Origin of the sequence: Megalodesulfovibrio gigas DSM 1382 = ATCC 19364, from assembly GCF_000468495.1 — a bacterium.
Lineage (GTDB): Bacteria > Desulfobacterota > Desulfovibrionia > Desulfovibrionales > Desulfovibrionaceae > Megalodesulfovibrio > Megalodesulfovibrio gigas.
The window spans coordinates 1,958,253-1,974,202 of record NC_022444.1 but is presented as its reverse complement, the minus strand read 5'-3'; the positions used below and the strand labels follow the sequence as shown (position 1 = coordinate 1,974,202).

Sequence of the window (15,950 nt, the reverse complement as noted above, 5' to 3'; positions counted from 1 at the left end):
GGATGAGGTGAGCGGGATCGGGACGCGTACGCCACAGGCGCAACGCAGGATCAATCGTTGCGGAATGGCTGGACGGGGTCGGCGAACAGGTGCACGGTGTTGCCGCCGTGCTGCTTGGCCCGGTACATGGCCACATCCGCCTTGCGCAACAAGGTTTCGGTGTCGCTGCCGTGTTCCGGGAACAGGCTGACGCCAATGCTGGCGCCGATGCGGCACTCCTGCTCGCCGCCCAGGGCCGGGGGCAGGTAGGGTTTGGTCACCGCCTGGATGATGCTCTGGCACACGTGGAAAATGTCTTCCCACACGGCGCTGCCCAGCAGCAGCACGGCAAATTCGTCCCCACCCAGACGGGCGGCGAAATCGGACTTGCGCACCCGTTCGCCCAGACGGCGGGCCACCTCGGCCAGCACCTGATCCCCGGTGTGGTGGCCGTGGGTGTCGTTGACCTGTTTGAAGCCGTCCAGGTCGATGTACAACACGGCCAGGGGCTGCTTGAGCCGGCGGCTCTGGGTCAGCAACTGCTCGAAACGCTCCATGAACTGGTAGCGGTTGGGGATGCCGGTCAACTCGTCCAGGGTGGCCTTCTGGTGCAGGATCAGCTCACAGGCCTTGCGCTCGGTAATGTCCTCGGCCAGGCCTTCCAGGTAGCGCAGGGTGCGGGTCTCGTCCATGAGCGCCCGGGCGCTGACGCTGATCCAGATGGTGCGCCCGTCGCGGTGTCGGGCTTCCATTTCGTGGTTGGCCACATGACCCTGGGTGGCCAGTTGCTCCAGCAGAGCGGCCCGCGCCTCGGGCCGGGTGCAGAGCAATTCCAGGGCCTGGGGGACCTCGGCGGCCATCATGGCCGGGGACGGGTAGCCAAACATGATGGCCATGGCAGGATTGATGCGGTGGAAGCCGCCTTCCAGCCCGGCCTGAAAGATGCCTTCCACGGCATTTTCAAAAATGGTGCGATAGGTGGCCTCGGCGGACCGCAAGGCCTCCTCCATCTCGTGACGGCGGGTGACATCTTCAATGATGGCAAAGCCATAGGCGGTCCTGCCGCCTCGGGCCACCACCAGACTCAGGGCGCATTGGGTCCAGAGACGGCGTCCCTCGCAGTCCACAAAGCGCATGTCCAGCCGCCGGGTGGTTCCAGGCTCGTTGAACAGCTCCTTGATGGCGCCGGCCAGCAGAGAAGCGTCCGCCGGGTGGGCATACCGCGCCAGAAGCGTGCCGGGCAGCTCGTGCGGAGGGCGCTTGAGCATGCCGGCCAGGCAGGGATTGGCATCCAGGCAGAAGCCGGAGACGTCGAACAGGGCAATGCCCATGCCGGCCTCGGTGAACATGGCGCGGAACCGGGCCTCACTGTCGCGCAGGGCGTCTTCGGCGCTGCGCTTTTCCGTCATGTCCATGCCCGTGGCGATGACGTGCCCCACAGCCTCGCCATCGCCGGCGCTCATGGCGGTGAAGGACCAGCTCACATGCCGGCGGGCTCCGGTGCGGGTGCGCACGGGCAGCTCCTCACGCAGCACATCGCCGTGCTGGGCTAGCCGGCGCAGGCTGGCCGCAAAGAAGTTCCCGGCATCCTGAAAGGCCAACAGTTCCTGAAACGGTCTGTCCTTGAGTTCAGAGGTCTGATACCCGGTAATGACTTCAAAGGCATGGTTGCAGTGCTTGAGCCGGCCGGTGACGTCCAACACGGCGATGAGCGCGCCGGCTGTCTCGAAAATGGTCTGGATGAAGTCGCGCTCAAGCTGCAGTGCCCGCTGGGCCTTGCGGCGCTCCTGAATTTCCAGGGAAAGGTCCGCCGTGCGGGCCTCCACCTCCTGCTGCAGCTGGGTGCGATGGTCGATGAGGTCGCGTTCGGAATCCGCCAGCCGGGCCACATTGGATTCCAAAGAGCGATTGATGGATTTGATGTATGCGTAGACCTCGAAGCTTTCGATGGCCGCCGCGGAAGACAGCAGCAGGATGGACGCCAGGGAGTGGTTCATGTCCTGCAGGCCAGACAAGGTCGGGTCCAGCAGGCCAACGAACATGCCCCGGATGCGCGACGCCGTGGCCAGGGGATGCAGGAACAGCCGCCCCGGCACATGCCGGGCCGAGAGCAGCCGCGGCTTGCGGGCAGAGAGGGCCCAGGCGAAGGCGTTGTCCTCGATCAGGCTGTCCGTCTCGCGCTCCATGAGGTCGCGCATGGATGCAGGCTCGCACTGCGCCAGCTGGAACGAGGCGTCCTCCTCCTGCACCAGATACATGGCCATGGCCTCGAACGGCAACAGCGCCCCAAGCTTTTCAAGCGTTTGCGAGATGATGTGCTGCATGCCATCAATATCATCCGCATCGGGCCGAAACACGCCCAGCAGCACGGCGTCTTCCAGGGCGTCCAGGGAGGTGATCTTCTCCCGGGTCAGGCGATCCACCTGGGCCTGCAATTGCGCAACCTGGGCTTTCAGCTGGTCCACCTGCCGCAGGGCAAGGGGACAGGCAGCATCGTCGCCGGGTTGGGTGTCTTGCTTGGCTGGTCGCATGCGTGATCCGCGCAATATGAGGTCGCTGAAAAATGGATGCATCTGTCTCTCACCAACCATAGCGGAAAATTGCAGTATTGCAAACAGTGCAGCCATGCCACCGCGCGCGAAGCGCTTGCCAACGGGCGGGCATTCCCATACATCGTGGCGCATGACACCCACTCCCCGTCTTGACCCTGCCGCCGTGCTGCCTGCACTCAAGGAAGCCTGCCAGACCTCCGGACGGCTGGTGGCCTCGCATTATGGCAAGCCCGTGGCCCAGTGGACCAAGGCGGACGACTCCCCCGTCACCGAGGCGGACACCGCCTCCCATGCCTGCATCGTCGCCGTGCTGGGCCGGCATTTCCCGGGCGTGCCTGTGCTTTCGGAAGAGGGCGACGCCTTTCCCTATGCCGTGCGCCGCAACTGGGACCAGTTCTTTCTGGTGGATCCCTTGGACGGCACCAAGGGGTTTTTGCGCCGCAACGGCGATTTCTGCGTGGCCATCGCCCTGGTGCAGGAGGGACGCAGTACGGCCGGCTGCATCCACATCCCCGTGGACGATGTGCTGTATGCCGGCGGTCCCGGCCTGGGGAGCGAGATGCTGGCTCCCGGTGCAGTCCCCGTGGGCATTCGCACCCGCAAGCCGGCTCCCGACGAGGGGCTGACCGTGCTGTGCAGCGTGACCCGGGAAACCCCCAAGCTGGATGCCTACCTGCAGCACACGCACGTGGCCCGCCGCTACTGCCGCGGCGGGGCGGTGAAGTTCTGCCTGCTGGCCCAGGGCGACGCCCACCTCTTCCCGTGCCTCTACCCCACCTACGAATGGGACGCCGCCGCGGGCCAGGCCATTGTGGAAGGCGCCGGCGGCGCCGTGCTGGATCTGAACGGCAACCCCATCCGCTACAACAAGGAAAATCTCATCAACCTGCCCTTTGTGGCGGCGGCGTGAGAACCCGGGACCACCATCGCCCGTTCGCCTTGCTCCTGCCCCTTGCCTCCCGCCGCGGCCTCCCGTACAACGCGGCATCCCACTTCGCTTCCGGAGGCATTGTTCATGCGCAAGACTGTATACTTCATCGAAGGCGACGGCATCGGGCCGGAGGTCTTCCGCGTTGCCCGGCAGGTCATCGACGCCGCCGTGGCCAAATCGTATTCCGACGGCCGCGGCCTGGACTGGTCCGAGCTCCTGGCCGGTGAAAAGGCCCACGCCGAAACCGGCTCCTACCTGCCCGAGGCCACCCTTGAGGCCCTGAAAACCGCCGAACTGGCCATGAAGGGCCCCCTGGCCACGCCCGTGAGCGGCGGCATCCGGTCCCTGAACGTGGCCCTGCGCCAGACGCTGGATCTGTATGCCTGCATCCGCCCCATCAAGTATTTCGAGGGCATCGAATCCCCGGTCAAACGGCCCGATCTGGTGGACATGACCGTCTTCCGCGAAAACACCGAGGACGTGTACGCCGGCATCGAATATCAGGCCAACACCCCGGAAGCCCGCAAGCTCCTGGCCTTCCTGCGTGACGAGATGGGCGCCAAGGTGGACCTCGCCGCCGGCGTGGGCGTGAAGCCCATGACCGAAAAGGGGTCCAAGCGTCTGGTGAAAAAGGCCATCGAGTTTGCCGTGGCCCAGGGCAAGCCCTCCGTGACCCTGGTGCACAAGGGCAACATCATGAAATTCACCGAAGGCGCGTTCCGTCTCTGGGGCTACGAGCTGGCCGCCGCGGAATTCGCCGACGTCACCTGCACGGAAAAGGATTCCGTACCCGGCAAGGTGATCATCAAGGACCGCATCGCCGACGCCATGTTCCAGGAAGCCTTGATCCGCCCGGAACAGTACAGCGTCCTGGCCACGCCCAACCTCAACGGCGACTACATCTCCGACGCCCTGGCCGCCCAGGTGGGCGGGCTGGGCATGGCTCCGGGCGTGAATATGAGCGATTCCCTGGCCTTCTACGAAGCCACCCACGGCACCGCCCCCACCATCGCCGGGCAGGACAAGGCCAATCCCTGCAGCCTGGTGCTGTGCGGGGCCATGCTGCTGGAGCACGTGGGCTGGCACGAGGCCGCCCAGGCCATCCACGCCGCGGTAAACACGGTCATCGGCAAGAAAACCGTCACCGTGGACCTGGCCACCCAGATGCAGGACGCCACCACCGTGGGCTGCACGGCCTTCGGCGACCTGCTGCTGTCGGCCATGTAACCTGCTGCCATTGCATTGAAAGAGGCCTGCCACCCGGCAGGCCTCCCGCATCCGCAGGAACGTATGATCGAGCAGCCGGCCCGCCTGTTTCCCCGCGGCCTGGCCCAGCCGGCGCAGGGCTTCCGCTTTGCCGTGGATTCCCTGCTCCTGGCTGCCTGGGCAGCGCAGGGGCTGCGGCCCGGCGGGCGCATCCTGGACCTCGGCTGCGGGTCGGGCGTCATCGGCCTGGGCCTGCTGCTGTTGGACGAGGCCGCCACGCTCCTGGGCCTGGATATTGATCCGGACATGCTCGCCTGCGCCCGGGAGAACGCCCGCCGGCTGGCACTGGCAGAACGCGCCGGATTTGTGGCGGCGGATGTGCGCGAAGCCAGGACGACGCTGCCTGCCGCCGGCTTCGGGCTGGTGGTCTGCAATCCGCCCTGGCGGACGCCGGGATCCGGACAGCCGGCGCAGCCGCAACGGCAGGCCGCCCGGTTTCACGAGGATGGCTCGTCCCTGGCGGATTTTCTGACCCTGGCCGCCCATGCCCTGCCGGTGCGCGGCCGCTGTTGCCTGGTGCATCGGGCCGATGCCCTGGCCGAGGTGATCGCCGTCTGCCGCGCTGCCGGGCTGGAGCCCAAACGGCTGCGCTGCGTGCATCCCCGGCCGGATCGTCCGGCCAAACTGCTGCTGCTGGAGGCGCGCAAGCACGCCGGGCAGGAGCTGGCCATTGAACCGCCGCTCTTTTTGTACGATGATGCGCCGGCCCCGGCGCCGCTGCCGGGCGCACGTGCGCCGCTCTCCGCCGCCGCCCTGGCGCTGTGCCCCTGGCTGGCCTGCAACGCAGGCGGGACTGTCTCGTCATGATCAAAAAAATCATCCTCCACAACTTCATGGCCCACGGCCACAGCGAAATCGCCCTGGCCGAGGGCGTGACCGTGCTCACCGGCCCCAACAACACCGGCAAATCCGCCGTGGTGGAGGCCCTGCGCTGCCTGAGCGAAAATCCGGCCCTGGGTCGGGCGTTCATCCGGCACGGAAAAAAGCAGGCCACCGTGGCCGTGGAGCTGGAAGACGGCACCCTCCTGCGCTGGCATCGCAAGAAAACCACGTCCTGGTACGAGATCGAGCGGCCAGGGCAGGAGCCGGAATCCTTCTATAAAATGGGCCAGGGCAAGGCCCCGCCGCAGGTGCTGGAGCTGCTGCGGATCCAGCCCGTGGACATCGACGACAAGAATCGCGTGGATGTGCACCTGAGCGACCAACGCACGCCCATTTTTCTCATCGACCGCCCCCCGGCCCAGGTGGCCCACTTTTTCGCCGCCTCCAGCGAGGGCGCGCACCTGCTGGCCATGCAGGATCTGTTGAAGAGCAAGATTCGGGACGCCAAAAAGGATCGCCAGACCCTGCAGCTTGCCCAGCAGGCCCAGCGCGGCATGCTGGATCGCCTGGCGGCGCTGCCGGATATCGCCCTGGCCCTGGAGGCCGCCGAAGCCGAGGAGCACGAACTGACCGCCCTGGCCGCCGCCCTGCCGCGACTGGCCCAGTGCGTAACGCAAATGCGGCAGCTTCGGGAACGCCGGGCACTGCTGGCCCGTCGCCGCCTTGTCCTGGAGCCCCTGGACCTTCCGCCGACCCTGGAGCCGGTGGATCGCCTGCTCCGGCACCTGGCCCGCCGGGCCGAACTGGCAGCCACGCAGCAATCCCTCCTCGGTCGTCGCCATGTCCTGGAGCCCCTGGCCGGCCCCTCCGGGCTGGAGCCGGTGCGGCCCCTGGCGCGCCATCTGGCGGATCGGCAGGCCCTGGCGATGCGGACAACCCGTCTGGAGAGACGCAAGACCGTGCTGCAGGCATTGGACGAACCGCCGGCACTGGCCGAGGCAGCCCGACCCGCCGCCCTGCTGCAGCAGTGGCGTGATCTCGCGCAACGGCAGGCAGCCGCCAGGGGCCGGGGGGATGCCCTGGAAACCCTGAACCCGCCGCCCGTGCTGGAGCCGGTGGCTCCCCTGGCGGCCATGCTGCAGGCCCTGCGCCGCCTCAATGTGCAACGCGAACAGGCCCGGCAGCGGCGGCAGGCGGCGGAATCGGCCCTGGTGGCACAACGCGAGGCCGTCGCCGCCCGGTTGGAGGCCATCGGCCACTGCCCCACCTGCGGGCAGGTCCTCTCCCGCGCCACCCTGGACGAATTTCTGGAGGGCGGCCATGGACATTGAACGCGCCGATCTTCCCGCCATCGCCTGCGCAGGCATCCTGTTTTGCACGGATGTCCACCTGGCCGGCACGCCGCCCGGGCAGCGCCTGCCCGGCTACACCGAACAGACCCTGGCCAAGCTGGCCTTTTGTCTGGAGCAGGCCGCATCCCGCAACCTGCTGCCGGTCATCTGCGGCGATCTTTTCCACTGGCCGCGGGAGAATCCAAACACCCTGCTGGTGCGCTGCATCGAGCTGTTCAAACCCCTGGCCGCCACCCCCCTCAAGTGCTGGGTGCTCGTGGGCAACCATGACAAATGGCAGGCCAATTACACGGACGACGTCTCCATGGCCGTGCTGGAGAGCGCCGGCGTGATCCACGTGATGAAGGAAGCCGGCCCGCAGTGCCGCGTCCTGATTGACGGGCATGTGGCCCTGCTGGGCGCATCGCCGGACATGGCCCCCCTGCCCAAGGCCGTGGAGCGCGACGAGGCCGATACCGTGCTCTGGGTCTCCCATCACGGGCTGGGGTTCCCAGACTATGCAGACCAGCGCCAGCCCCTGCGCGAGCTGCCGGGTGTGGATTGGCTGATCAACGGCCACCTGCACCAGCCCCAGCCGCCCCAGCGCCGCGGCATGACCACCTGGGTGAACCTCGGCAGCCTGACGCGCATGAGCTTTGCCCCGCGAGTCAAGGAGCGTCGCCCGGCCGCAGCCATCTGGCGTCCCGGCATGACCGAGCTGGAACGGCTGGACGTGCCCTTTCTGCCCTTTGAAGACGTCTTCCCCGATCAACCGTTCCCGGACACCCAGATCAAGGAAGGCGGGGAATCCCTGTTCCTCAGGGGCCTGGAGCGGCTGGTCTGGAAACGCACCCGCGAGGGCGCGGGCCTGGGGCAGTTCCTCAGCGACAATCTTGACCCTACCCTCCCGGAATCACAAATCATTCTCAGCCTGTACGAGGAGATCATCCATGGCGGCGCCCAAAACGACTGACCGTGACACGGCCCTGGACCAGGAGCTCGGAAAGTTGCGCAACAAGTTCGAGCAGTTGAAGGAAGACAAGGTCCGCACGGAAGAACAACTGGCCAGCATCGAACAGCAGCTGGGGGCGCTGGAGAAACAGGCCCTGGAGGAGTACGGCGTCAGCGATCCCGAGGCCCTGCAGCAACTCCTGGATGCACGCCGTGCGGAAAACGAGCGCCGCGTGGCCGCCTACCGCGAACACATCGCCGGGGTGCAGGCCGGTCTGGCCGCCGCCGAGCAGGCGGCAGGATCTGCCGAATGACGCCGGCCGACCATACCGATTCTGCCGGAGAGTTGACGGCCCTTTCCCGGCAGCTGCGGGAGCTTTCCCGCCGTCTGGACCGCCTGGAGGCTCGCGCCGGCCAGGCCCATGCCCAGCTTGCCGAACAACGCCAGGCCGTTGCCGAGGTGGAAGCCTTTCTGGACGTCGCCCCCCGCGCCCAGGAGCTGCTGGACGAACTGACACGCCGGCTCTTTGATGAAATGCTGGGCGACGTGGAATCGACGCTCACCCAGGCCATCCGCGAGATTCTGGGCCAGGAACGCCAGGCCCGCACCCGGCGCAGCGTCAAGGATGGCCGGCTGGCCATCGAATTCTATATCGAAAGCCCCGAGGGCGAGGAAGACATCCGCCGCGGCCAGGGCGGCTCGGTGTGCAACATTGTTTCGGCCGGGCTGCGGCTTATCGCCCTCTCCCAGCTGGATCAGGCCCGACACCGGCCCTTCCTGGTGCTGGACGAAGGCGACTGCTGGCTCAAGCCGGATCTGGTGCCCCGGTTCATGGACCTCGTGGCCCGCACGGCCAAGGCGCTTGGACTGCAAGTGCTGGTCATCAGTCATCATCCTATGGACCTGTTCGCCCTCAAGGCAGACCGCATCTTCGGCCTGGCGCCATCCCGCGAGCATGGCGTGGTTCTGGACTGCATTCTGGAACATGGCCGCAAGACCCAGCGGCAGCACCAAGAACCGGCACGCGGATTGCAAGTCGAACAGCATTGATTTTGTCAATGCACTCAGGGAACCCGGGGAACGCGATAGAAGGGTAATCCTTTCCGCAATGCTGCCGATCACTATCAACGGTGGCGCATTCTGCCCCCACGGAACCCGCGGCCCAGGGAGGTCGCCATGGACGCCATTCGCAACGCCATTCAACACCACTGCAATCCCCTGCATGTCTATTGCCGCCTGCGCGGCCTGGGCCTGAGCTACACCACGGCCCACTGGCTGAGCAAAGTCTACGAGCGCCTGTTCTTCGCATAGCCCGCGCCAGAAACCGGACGCCGTGCAATGCATTGCCCGTGCCGCCGGCGTGCGCCGACGTGCACTCCCCCATGCAGCAGGGCCCTTTTTCTGCTTTGATGCAGCAATCACACGCTGCACGCACAATGGCATGCATGCTTCATTGGCAATAATCTTGAAGCAATACGCCGTCATGGCAACGCATCATCCCGCACGCAATTGACCCTACTTCACAAAAGGGGTATATTTATCTCCTTGAAGAACTGCCCATGCAGTCACACATGCCTGCACTCAACAGGTGCTTCAAGACGCATGCAACTCTCCATGCAACCATTGTTATGCATGGATTGATGCCATTCAATTACGCAGGTGTACAACGCGGAGGTGGGGGAAATGGCAATGCGGACAAGGCTGCGCTCCTTTCGTGTGCATGGCGTCATGCTCGGGATTGCGCTGGTTGTCGCTCTTGTTTTTGGTCAAAACGCATTTGCGGAAACAATAACCCATACGTATACCATCCAAAAGCCGACGGTGCTATACGGTGCCGACGGCAAAGCCATCGTGGAATTGCCAGGGACACAACAGGACACCAAGACCATTGGCGCGCCCATGCTGCCCCTCATGCTGTCACGATTGTATGTTCCTGCAGGCCAGCATGTGGACACTGTGGAAGTCTCATTTGGTGCAATGCAGGCGTTGCCCGGCACATATACGCTGGCTCATGCCGTTTCGCCGCAACCATTGAGCATGGGCAACACCTCGCTGCCTGCGGCACTGCCCAACCCCACCATTTACGGCAGCAACCAGCCCTACCCCAGCCAGACATGGGCCAGGGCGTCGGATCAGCACCTGCATGGTTATCGGATCGTCACCACCGAGCTCAGGCCGGTGCGGTATCTTCCGGCTTCGGGCGTTGTGGAATACGCCACCTCCATCAAGGTGACCGTGCATACATCCGTGCAAAAAAATGCCGTGGCGACAGACTTGCAACCCCGGCGCAGCGGCACGGATCTGCAGGACGTTTTGAATCTGATCGACAACGGGGACGCCGTCCCTTTTGACGTCCAGAAAAACGCCCTCCCGCTGGACAGCAGCCGCCAGTTTTTGGTCATCACCACCAATGCCCTCAAGTCCGCCTTCACTCCCCTGCTCACGCACCGCGCCTCCAGCGCCGGCGGCGGGTTCACCACGTACATCACCACAGTGGAGGACATCGCCAGCGGCCAGAGCGGGCGGGATCTGGCGGAAAAAATGCGCAACTACATCAAGGGCTGCTACACGAATTACGGCACGCAGTATGTGGTGCTGGGCGGCGATGCGGACGGTCCGCAAGCCTCCCAGGCCGTGCCCACCCGGGGCTGCCCAGCCACTGTTGGCTCCTACTCCGACAGTTATATCCCCACGGACTATTACTATGCCTGCCTTGACGGCACCTGGGACAACGACAACGACAACATTTTCGGTGAATCCACCGACGGCGTAAGCGGTGGCGACATCGACTGGCTGGCCGAAGTGGCCGTGGGCCGCATTCCCGCGGACACAACCCAGGAAGTGCAGAACGCCATCAACAAGATCATCGCCTACGACACGGCATCCGCACCATACAAGGCCCTGCTGGTGGGGGAAAATCTTGACAGCACCCCCACCTGGGGCGGCGACAAGATGGATTACGTGTACGAGGCCATGAACGCCATGCCCCGGGACACGCTGTACGACCGCGATGCAGCATCCAACGACTGGCCCAAAAGCGAACTGATCTCCCTGCTCTCTGGCAACGCCTACAGCATCGTCTTCCACCTTGGGCACTCGAACGTCACGTACAACATGAAGATGTCCAACTCGGACCTCGACAGCATCACCAACACGAAATACCAATTCATCTACAGCCAGGGCTGCTACTCCAATTCCTATGACGGCCGCACCACCACGGTCGGCTCCTATTCCTCCTCCGACAGCATCGGGGAAGATTTTCTGGTCCGCAACACCAAGAACGCCTTCGCCTACATCGGGAACTCACGATACGGCTGGTATAATTTCGGTCAGGTTTACAATGGCGCTTCCAACCTGGTGCACCGTCGTTTTGCCGAAGCCGTGTTCCAGTCCTCCATCCGCCGCCTTGGCCCTGCCAACAACCAGTCCAAGGCGTCCCTCAACTATTCGGACGGGGTGTACCGCTGGCTGGGGTTTGAAATCAACCTGATGGGCGACCCGGCCTCCCAGCTCAAACTTTCCTGCACCGACAGCACCCTGGCCGTGGCCATCACCACCCCCGCGGCGCAATTCACGGCGCGCGTCAATACCGCGCAACAACTGACTGCCCAAGTGGTCACGGGATGCGGCACCGCCCTGACGGGCGGCACGGTGCAGGCCACGTTCAGCACAGGCCAGACCGCCGTCACCCTGTACGACGATGGCGCGCACCAGGACGGCGTGGCCAACGACGGCACCTACGGCGGCAGCTGGACACCAAACGCCGCCGGCAACGTGACCATCACCATCCGGGCCTCCAAAAGCGGCTACACCGCAGCAACGGCAACTGTTTCCGGCACCGTAAACCAGGCGTTCGCGTACGTCATGCAGGCCGGCACCTACAACTGGGTGGACGATTCCACCGCCACCACCATCATCTCTTCTGGCGATGATACCGTTGTCTCCCTGAATCTCGGGTTCAGCTTCCCCTTCTTCGACGGTGTGTATTCCTCGGTGTACGTCTGCAGTAACGGCTTCCTGTCGTTCACCACGTCCTCCCCGTACTACAGCAACACGGCCATCCCCAACACGGCGAACCCCAATGCCATGATCGCCCCGTTCTGGGACGATCTGGTCGTGACCAGCTCCCTGGGCGGCCGGGTGACGGCCCAGCAGCTGGGCGCCTCGCCCAATGCCCGCATGGTCATCACCTGGGGCAACATTCGCCATTACGGGGAATCCGTCACCAGTGCGCCGGCCACCTTCCAGGTCGTTCTCGATGAGCGGACCGGCACAATCACCATGCAGTACGCCAACGTCACCTTTGCCACCAGCAGCTACACCGGCGGCGGCAACGCCACCGTGGGCATTGAGAACCTCGACGGCAGCGAGGGGCTGCAGTACTCATACAATCAGGCCAGCCTCAGCGCCAATCAGGCCCTCGTCTTCCTGCCGCAGGGCGTCACGGACAGCGCCGCCGAGACGATCGTCCCGACGCTGTACCTCCTGCTGCAGTAGTCCGGACCAAACGCGACCACCCCTGCCTGCAGTGGCATACCGCTGCAGGCAGGGCGCTTCCGCCCAAATTGGCCACCTGTTCATCACGGACTCAACGCATGGCGGCGAACGCCCCGGGGGTGAGGCCGTGCACGGCCTTGAAGCGCCGGGTGAAGTGGCTTTGATCGGCAAATCCGGCCAGGGCGGCAGCCTCTGCCGGGGTGCGTCCCTGCTCCAACGCCTTGCGGCCCAACTGCACGCGGTGCCGCAGCAGCCAGGCATGCGGCGCCAGGCCAGTGGCCTCCTTGAACACCCGCAGCAGATGAAACTTGGACAGGCCAACCTCGCGGGCCAGGGCATCCAGCGTGGGATTTTCCAGGGCATGCGCCCGCAGGTACTCCCGGGCCTGGCGCACGGCAGCGTCGTGCCGGGCACAGGGTACGGCGAGCCTGGGAAAGGCATGACGGGAAAAGAGGGTGTGCAACATGGGCAGCAGCAGCTCGTCGAGACGCTCGGGCTGCAGTTCCACCACCCGCAAGGCCTGGTCCAGACTGCGGGCCAGGGGCGCATCCACAGTGACGGGGCTTTTGAACGCATGCAGATCCCGGCCCCGAAACGCACCATCGAACAACGCTTCCAGTGTGGGAATACCGACGTAGAGCATGCGATAGGCGTAGCCATCGCAGGTGGCGGACTGGCCGTCGTGCACTTCATCGGGATTGACGCTGATGATGGACAAGGGCGGCGCCTCGTGCCGCGCCCCCTTGTGCACAAAGCGTTGACCGCCTTCCTCGATGACGCCCAGGGCGAATTCCTCGTGGGCGTGGCGGTCGAAGACAAAGGACGTGAAACGGGCCTTGAAGAGCCGGAATCCCGGGTGCCCGGGCGGTGTCCAGAGCTGGGCTTCGTTACGGGAGTTCATGACGCATTCTAGGGCAAGGTATTTTTGCAAGGAGTTGTCGGGGGAAAACCTTTTGCGAAAAGGTTTCCCCTCTCGCAACGTCCTTTTTCAAAAGTAACATGCTCTAGCCCCAGCCGTACGACAAGGCAATCACACCATCACGATGCGGTCCAGCACGTCCTGCAGGCGGTCCAGCACTGCGGCCGCCCCATCACTGTCGCCCCGGAGGGCTGCCCCTTCGAGCTGGGCCCCAAGTTCACCCAGAATCGGAAACCCGAAGGCTGCCCCTTCTCCCTTGAGCTGATGTCCCAGCCGGGACAGGGCCTCCATGTCCTCCGGAAGCAGGGCGCGGCGGAACGGGGAAATTTTGGACTGTATGGCCTGCAGGAACGTGGGCGCCAAATCCTTGAGCTCCGGGTCCACGCACACGGGGATGGGGCTGCCGTCCTGCATGATGGCGTCTGCTTCCACAATCGGGCAGGTGTCTTGCGGCGGGAGTGCCTCGAGCATGCCCGCGCTGCCTGCGTCGATCTCCAGGGACTCTGCCGCCACCGCAGCGCCCCGCAGCACCTGCTTGCCCGTGAACCGGGCGATGGCCTGCAGCAAGTCCCGCCGGCTCACCGGCTTGGCCAGATGGGCCGAGCAGCCGGCCGTCAGGCTCCGCTCCCGCTGCTCGTCCATGGCGTGGGCGGTCATGGCCAGCACGGGGGTGACAGGCAGGCCCTCGGCCGCTTCCAGATCGCGGATGGCGCGGGTGGCGGTGTAGCCGTCCATCACCGGCATCTGCATGTCCATGAGCACCACGTCGAAGGTCCCCTTTGCATACGCCTTCAGTCCTTCCTCGCCATTGCTGGCGATGGTGACGCGACAGGCGGTGCCCTTGAGATACGAGGCCACCACAAAGGCATTGAATTCAGAGTCTTCCACAAGCAGGACGTGGCAGGTATCCGCGGTTGCGGGCACGCCGGGGGCAGAAGGCCGACGCCGGGCCGCTGCCGACGCCGAGTCGGCCATGTCTGACGGGGGCACCCCGAACCCCAGGGCAAGGAAAAAGGTGCTCCCCTGGCCCACCTCGCTTTCCAGCCAGAGCTGCCCCCCCAGCAGCCGGGCCAGCTCGCGGCACAGGGCCAGCCCCAGGCCACTGCCGCCATACTGCCGGGTGGTGGACTCGTCCACTTGGACAAAGTGTTCAAAAACAGCCTGTTGCCTGGATTCTGGAATGCCGGGGCCGGTATCTGCCACCTCGAACAGCACTTCCGCCCCCTGCTCCTGCTGACGCAACAACGTGGCCTGCACGCGAAGACTCCCCGCCGAGGTGAACTTGACGGCATTCTCCAGCAGATTCGACAAGATTTGCTGCAGCCGCAAGGCGTCGCCCAGGAGCAGATCCGGCAGGGCCGGGTCCAAGATAAATTCCAACCGCAGTCCCTTGGTCTGGCAGCGCAGGGCAAACAGATCCCGCAGCCGGGTCAGCACTTCCGCCGGGCGGAACGGGGCGTGCTCCGGCTGCATCTGGCCGGATTCCGCACGGCTGAAGTCCAGAATATTGTTGATGATGGCCATGAGCGACTCGCCCGAGGTCGTCAGCACCTGCACAAACCCCTCCTGCTCACGATCCAGCCGGGTTTCGCGCAGCATTTCGGCCATGCCCAGGATGGCGTTCATGGGCGTACGGATCTCGTGGCTCATGGCCGCCAGCAGGCGGGATTTGGCGAGATTGGCCGCATCGGCCTTCTGCTTGGCAAATTGCAGATCGCGCTCCAGGGCCAGCCGTTGCGTCACGTCGTGGCACATGCCCAACACGCCGCCGGGCTGGGGGCCATCGCCCGGCAGGGGCAGCAGATGCACCTGCACGGTGTGCCCCTCCCCTGTTTCCGGATGCGTCACCTCATGCAGATCCAGCACCGGCACGCCCGTGGCCAACACCTGACGTTCCAGCAACTCGCGCCGCGGATCAGGCTGCCACGCGCGCGAGCAGGCATCCTGCCTGAGGGGCGCTGTCTGATCCAGCAAGGACCAGCCATTGCAGCCGTCAAGGCGCAGCGCGGCATCCTTCCAATACAAATGCAGCGGCAGCGTCTTGAGCACGGCATCGAGCTTGCGCACACCGGCCCGACAGGCCGCGGCAGCGTCTTTCCGGGCGTGGATGTCCGTCAATCCACCACCGAGACGTAACACCCGGCCCTGACCGTCTCGCAAGATCGGCGCGCCACGGCAGCACGTCCACTGCCACTGCCCGGCGGCGTTCATGAGACGAATTTCCACGGCCATGCCCGGCGCGTCGCCACGGACAACCGCCTGCACCGCCTCCTGCAGGCGGGGACGGTCTTCAGGATGCAGCAAGGCCTCGAAGGTGCGCACGGTGTCGGCATCCTGGCGCGGGCCATAGCCCAGCATGGACCTCCAGGCCTCACGCGGGCTGAACACGCCGTTTTCGGCATCCAGCTCCCAGGACGCATCGCAGGCGGCAGCCAGGGTTTGCCGAAGGCGGTCCTGCTCCTGCCGCAAGGCAGCTTCGGTCCGCCGACGCCGCCCGATTTCCCGATACAGCATCAGCGCCCAGACGCCCAGGCCCAGCAACAGCCCGATCAACACGCCGGTGAGCGCCTCCCCCTCGGGATACGCCAGAAACGCCACGATGGCGCGCACTGCGGGCAAATCGCTCATGATAAAACGCCGGGGGTTCAGTTGCTGCGCGTGGAAAACGCATAGGCAGCATGGCACAGCCCAGTGGAAAAGG

At 65.1% G+C, this 15,950-nt stretch carries 12 protein-coding genes; 9 read left to right on the top strand and 3 right to left on the bottom strand.

Annotation, left to right across the window (positions count from 1 at the left end):
• Positions 1–50 precede the first annotated feature (50 nt).
• Positions 51–2,510: a sensor domain-containing protein gene (locus tag DGI_RS17145; protein ID WP_051286375.1), complete on the bottom strand. Its 2,460-nt coding sequence runs from the start codon at positions 2,508–2,510 to the stop codon at positions 51–53.
• 151 nt (positions 2,511–2,661) lie between these two features.
• Between DGI_RS17145 and DGI_RS18750 the strand changes: the two genes are divergently transcribed.
• From DGI_RS18750 to DGI_RS08575, 9 genes are all read left to right on the top strand, one after another.
• Positions 2,662–3,441 carry a 3'(2'),5'-bisphosphate nucleotidase CysQ family protein gene (locus DGI_RS18750; RefSeq protein WP_021760527.1) on the top strand — a complete coding sequence of 260 codons (780 nt, stop codon included), beginning with the start codon at positions 2,662–2,664 and terminating at the stop codon, positions 3,439–3,441.
• A gap of 105 nt (positions 3,442–3,546) precedes the next feature.
• Positions 3,547–4,689 carry an NADP-dependent isocitrate dehydrogenase gene (gene icd, locus DGI_RS08605; RefSeq protein ID WP_027192964.1) on the top strand — a complete coding sequence of 381 codons (1,143 nt, stop codon included), beginning with the start codon at positions 3,547–3,549 and terminating at the stop codon, positions 4,687–4,689.
• Between the two features lie 63 nt (positions 4,690–4,752).
• Complete coding sequence (locus tag DGI_RS08600; RefSeq protein ID WP_021760524.1) at positions 4,753–5,535, top strand: tRNA1(Val) (adenine(37)-N6)-methyltransferase; 783 nt, start codon at positions 4,753–4,755, stop codon at positions 5,533–5,535.
• On the top strand, positions 5,532–6,881 hold the full coding sequence (locus DGI_RS17140; RefSeq protein ID WP_021760522.1) for an AAA family ATPase: 1,350 nt from the start codon (positions 5,532–5,534) through the stop codon (positions 6,879–6,881). Before DGI_RS08600 ends, DGI_RS17140 begins: the two co-directional genes overlap by 4 nt.
• Positions 6,871–7,854 carry a metallophosphoesterase family protein gene (locus DGI_RS08590; RefSeq protein WP_021760521.1) on the top strand — a complete coding sequence of 328 codons (984 nt, stop codon included), beginning with the start codon at positions 6,871–6,873 and terminating at the stop codon, positions 7,852–7,854. The genes DGI_RS17140 and DGI_RS08590 overlap by 11 nt, the downstream gene beginning before the upstream one ends.
• Positions 7,832–8,146: a hypothetical protein gene (locus tag DGI_RS08585; RefSeq protein ID WP_021760520.1), complete on the top strand. Its 315-nt coding sequence runs from the start codon at positions 7,832–7,834 to the stop codon at positions 8,144–8,146. Before DGI_RS08590 ends, DGI_RS08585 begins: the two co-directional genes overlap by 23 nt.
• A complete protein-coding gene (locus DGI_RS08580) occupies positions 8,143–8,883 on the top strand; it encodes a P-loop NTPase family protein (protein WP_021760519.1) in 741 nt (246 codons plus the stop codon). The genes DGI_RS08585 and DGI_RS08580 overlap by 4 nt, the downstream gene beginning before the upstream one ends.
• A 126-nt stretch (positions 8,884–9,009) precedes the next feature.
• Entirely contained in the window at positions 9,010–9,144 is a 135-nt protein-coding gene (locus DGI_RS19420) for a hypothetical protein (protein ID WP_021760518.1), read from the top strand.
• Positions 9,145–9,654: 510 nt separating this feature from the next.
• A complete protein-coding gene (locus DGI_RS08575; RefSeq protein ID WP_158407305.1) occupies positions 9,655–12,330 on the top strand; it encodes a C25 family cysteine peptidase in 2,676 nt (891 codons plus the stop codon).
• 91 nt (positions 12,331–12,421) lie between these two features.
• Here the strand turns inward: DGI_RS08575 and DGI_RS08570 are convergent, their stop codons facing one another.
• Together DGI_RS08570 and DGI_RS17135 are read right to left on the bottom strand one after the other, a co-directional pair.
• A complete protein-coding gene (locus DGI_RS08570; RefSeq protein ID WP_021760516.1) occupies positions 12,422–13,231 on the bottom strand; it encodes an AraC family transcriptional regulator in 810 nt (269 codons plus the stop codon).
• Between the two features lie 129 nt (positions 13,232–13,360).
• On the bottom strand, positions 13,361–15,877 hold the full coding sequence (locus DGI_RS17135; RefSeq protein WP_051286373.1) for a hybrid sensor histidine kinase/response regulator: 2,517 nt from the start codon (positions 15,875–15,877) through the stop codon (positions 13,361–13,363).
• Between the last annotated feature and the right edge of the window lie 73 nt (positions 15,878–15,950).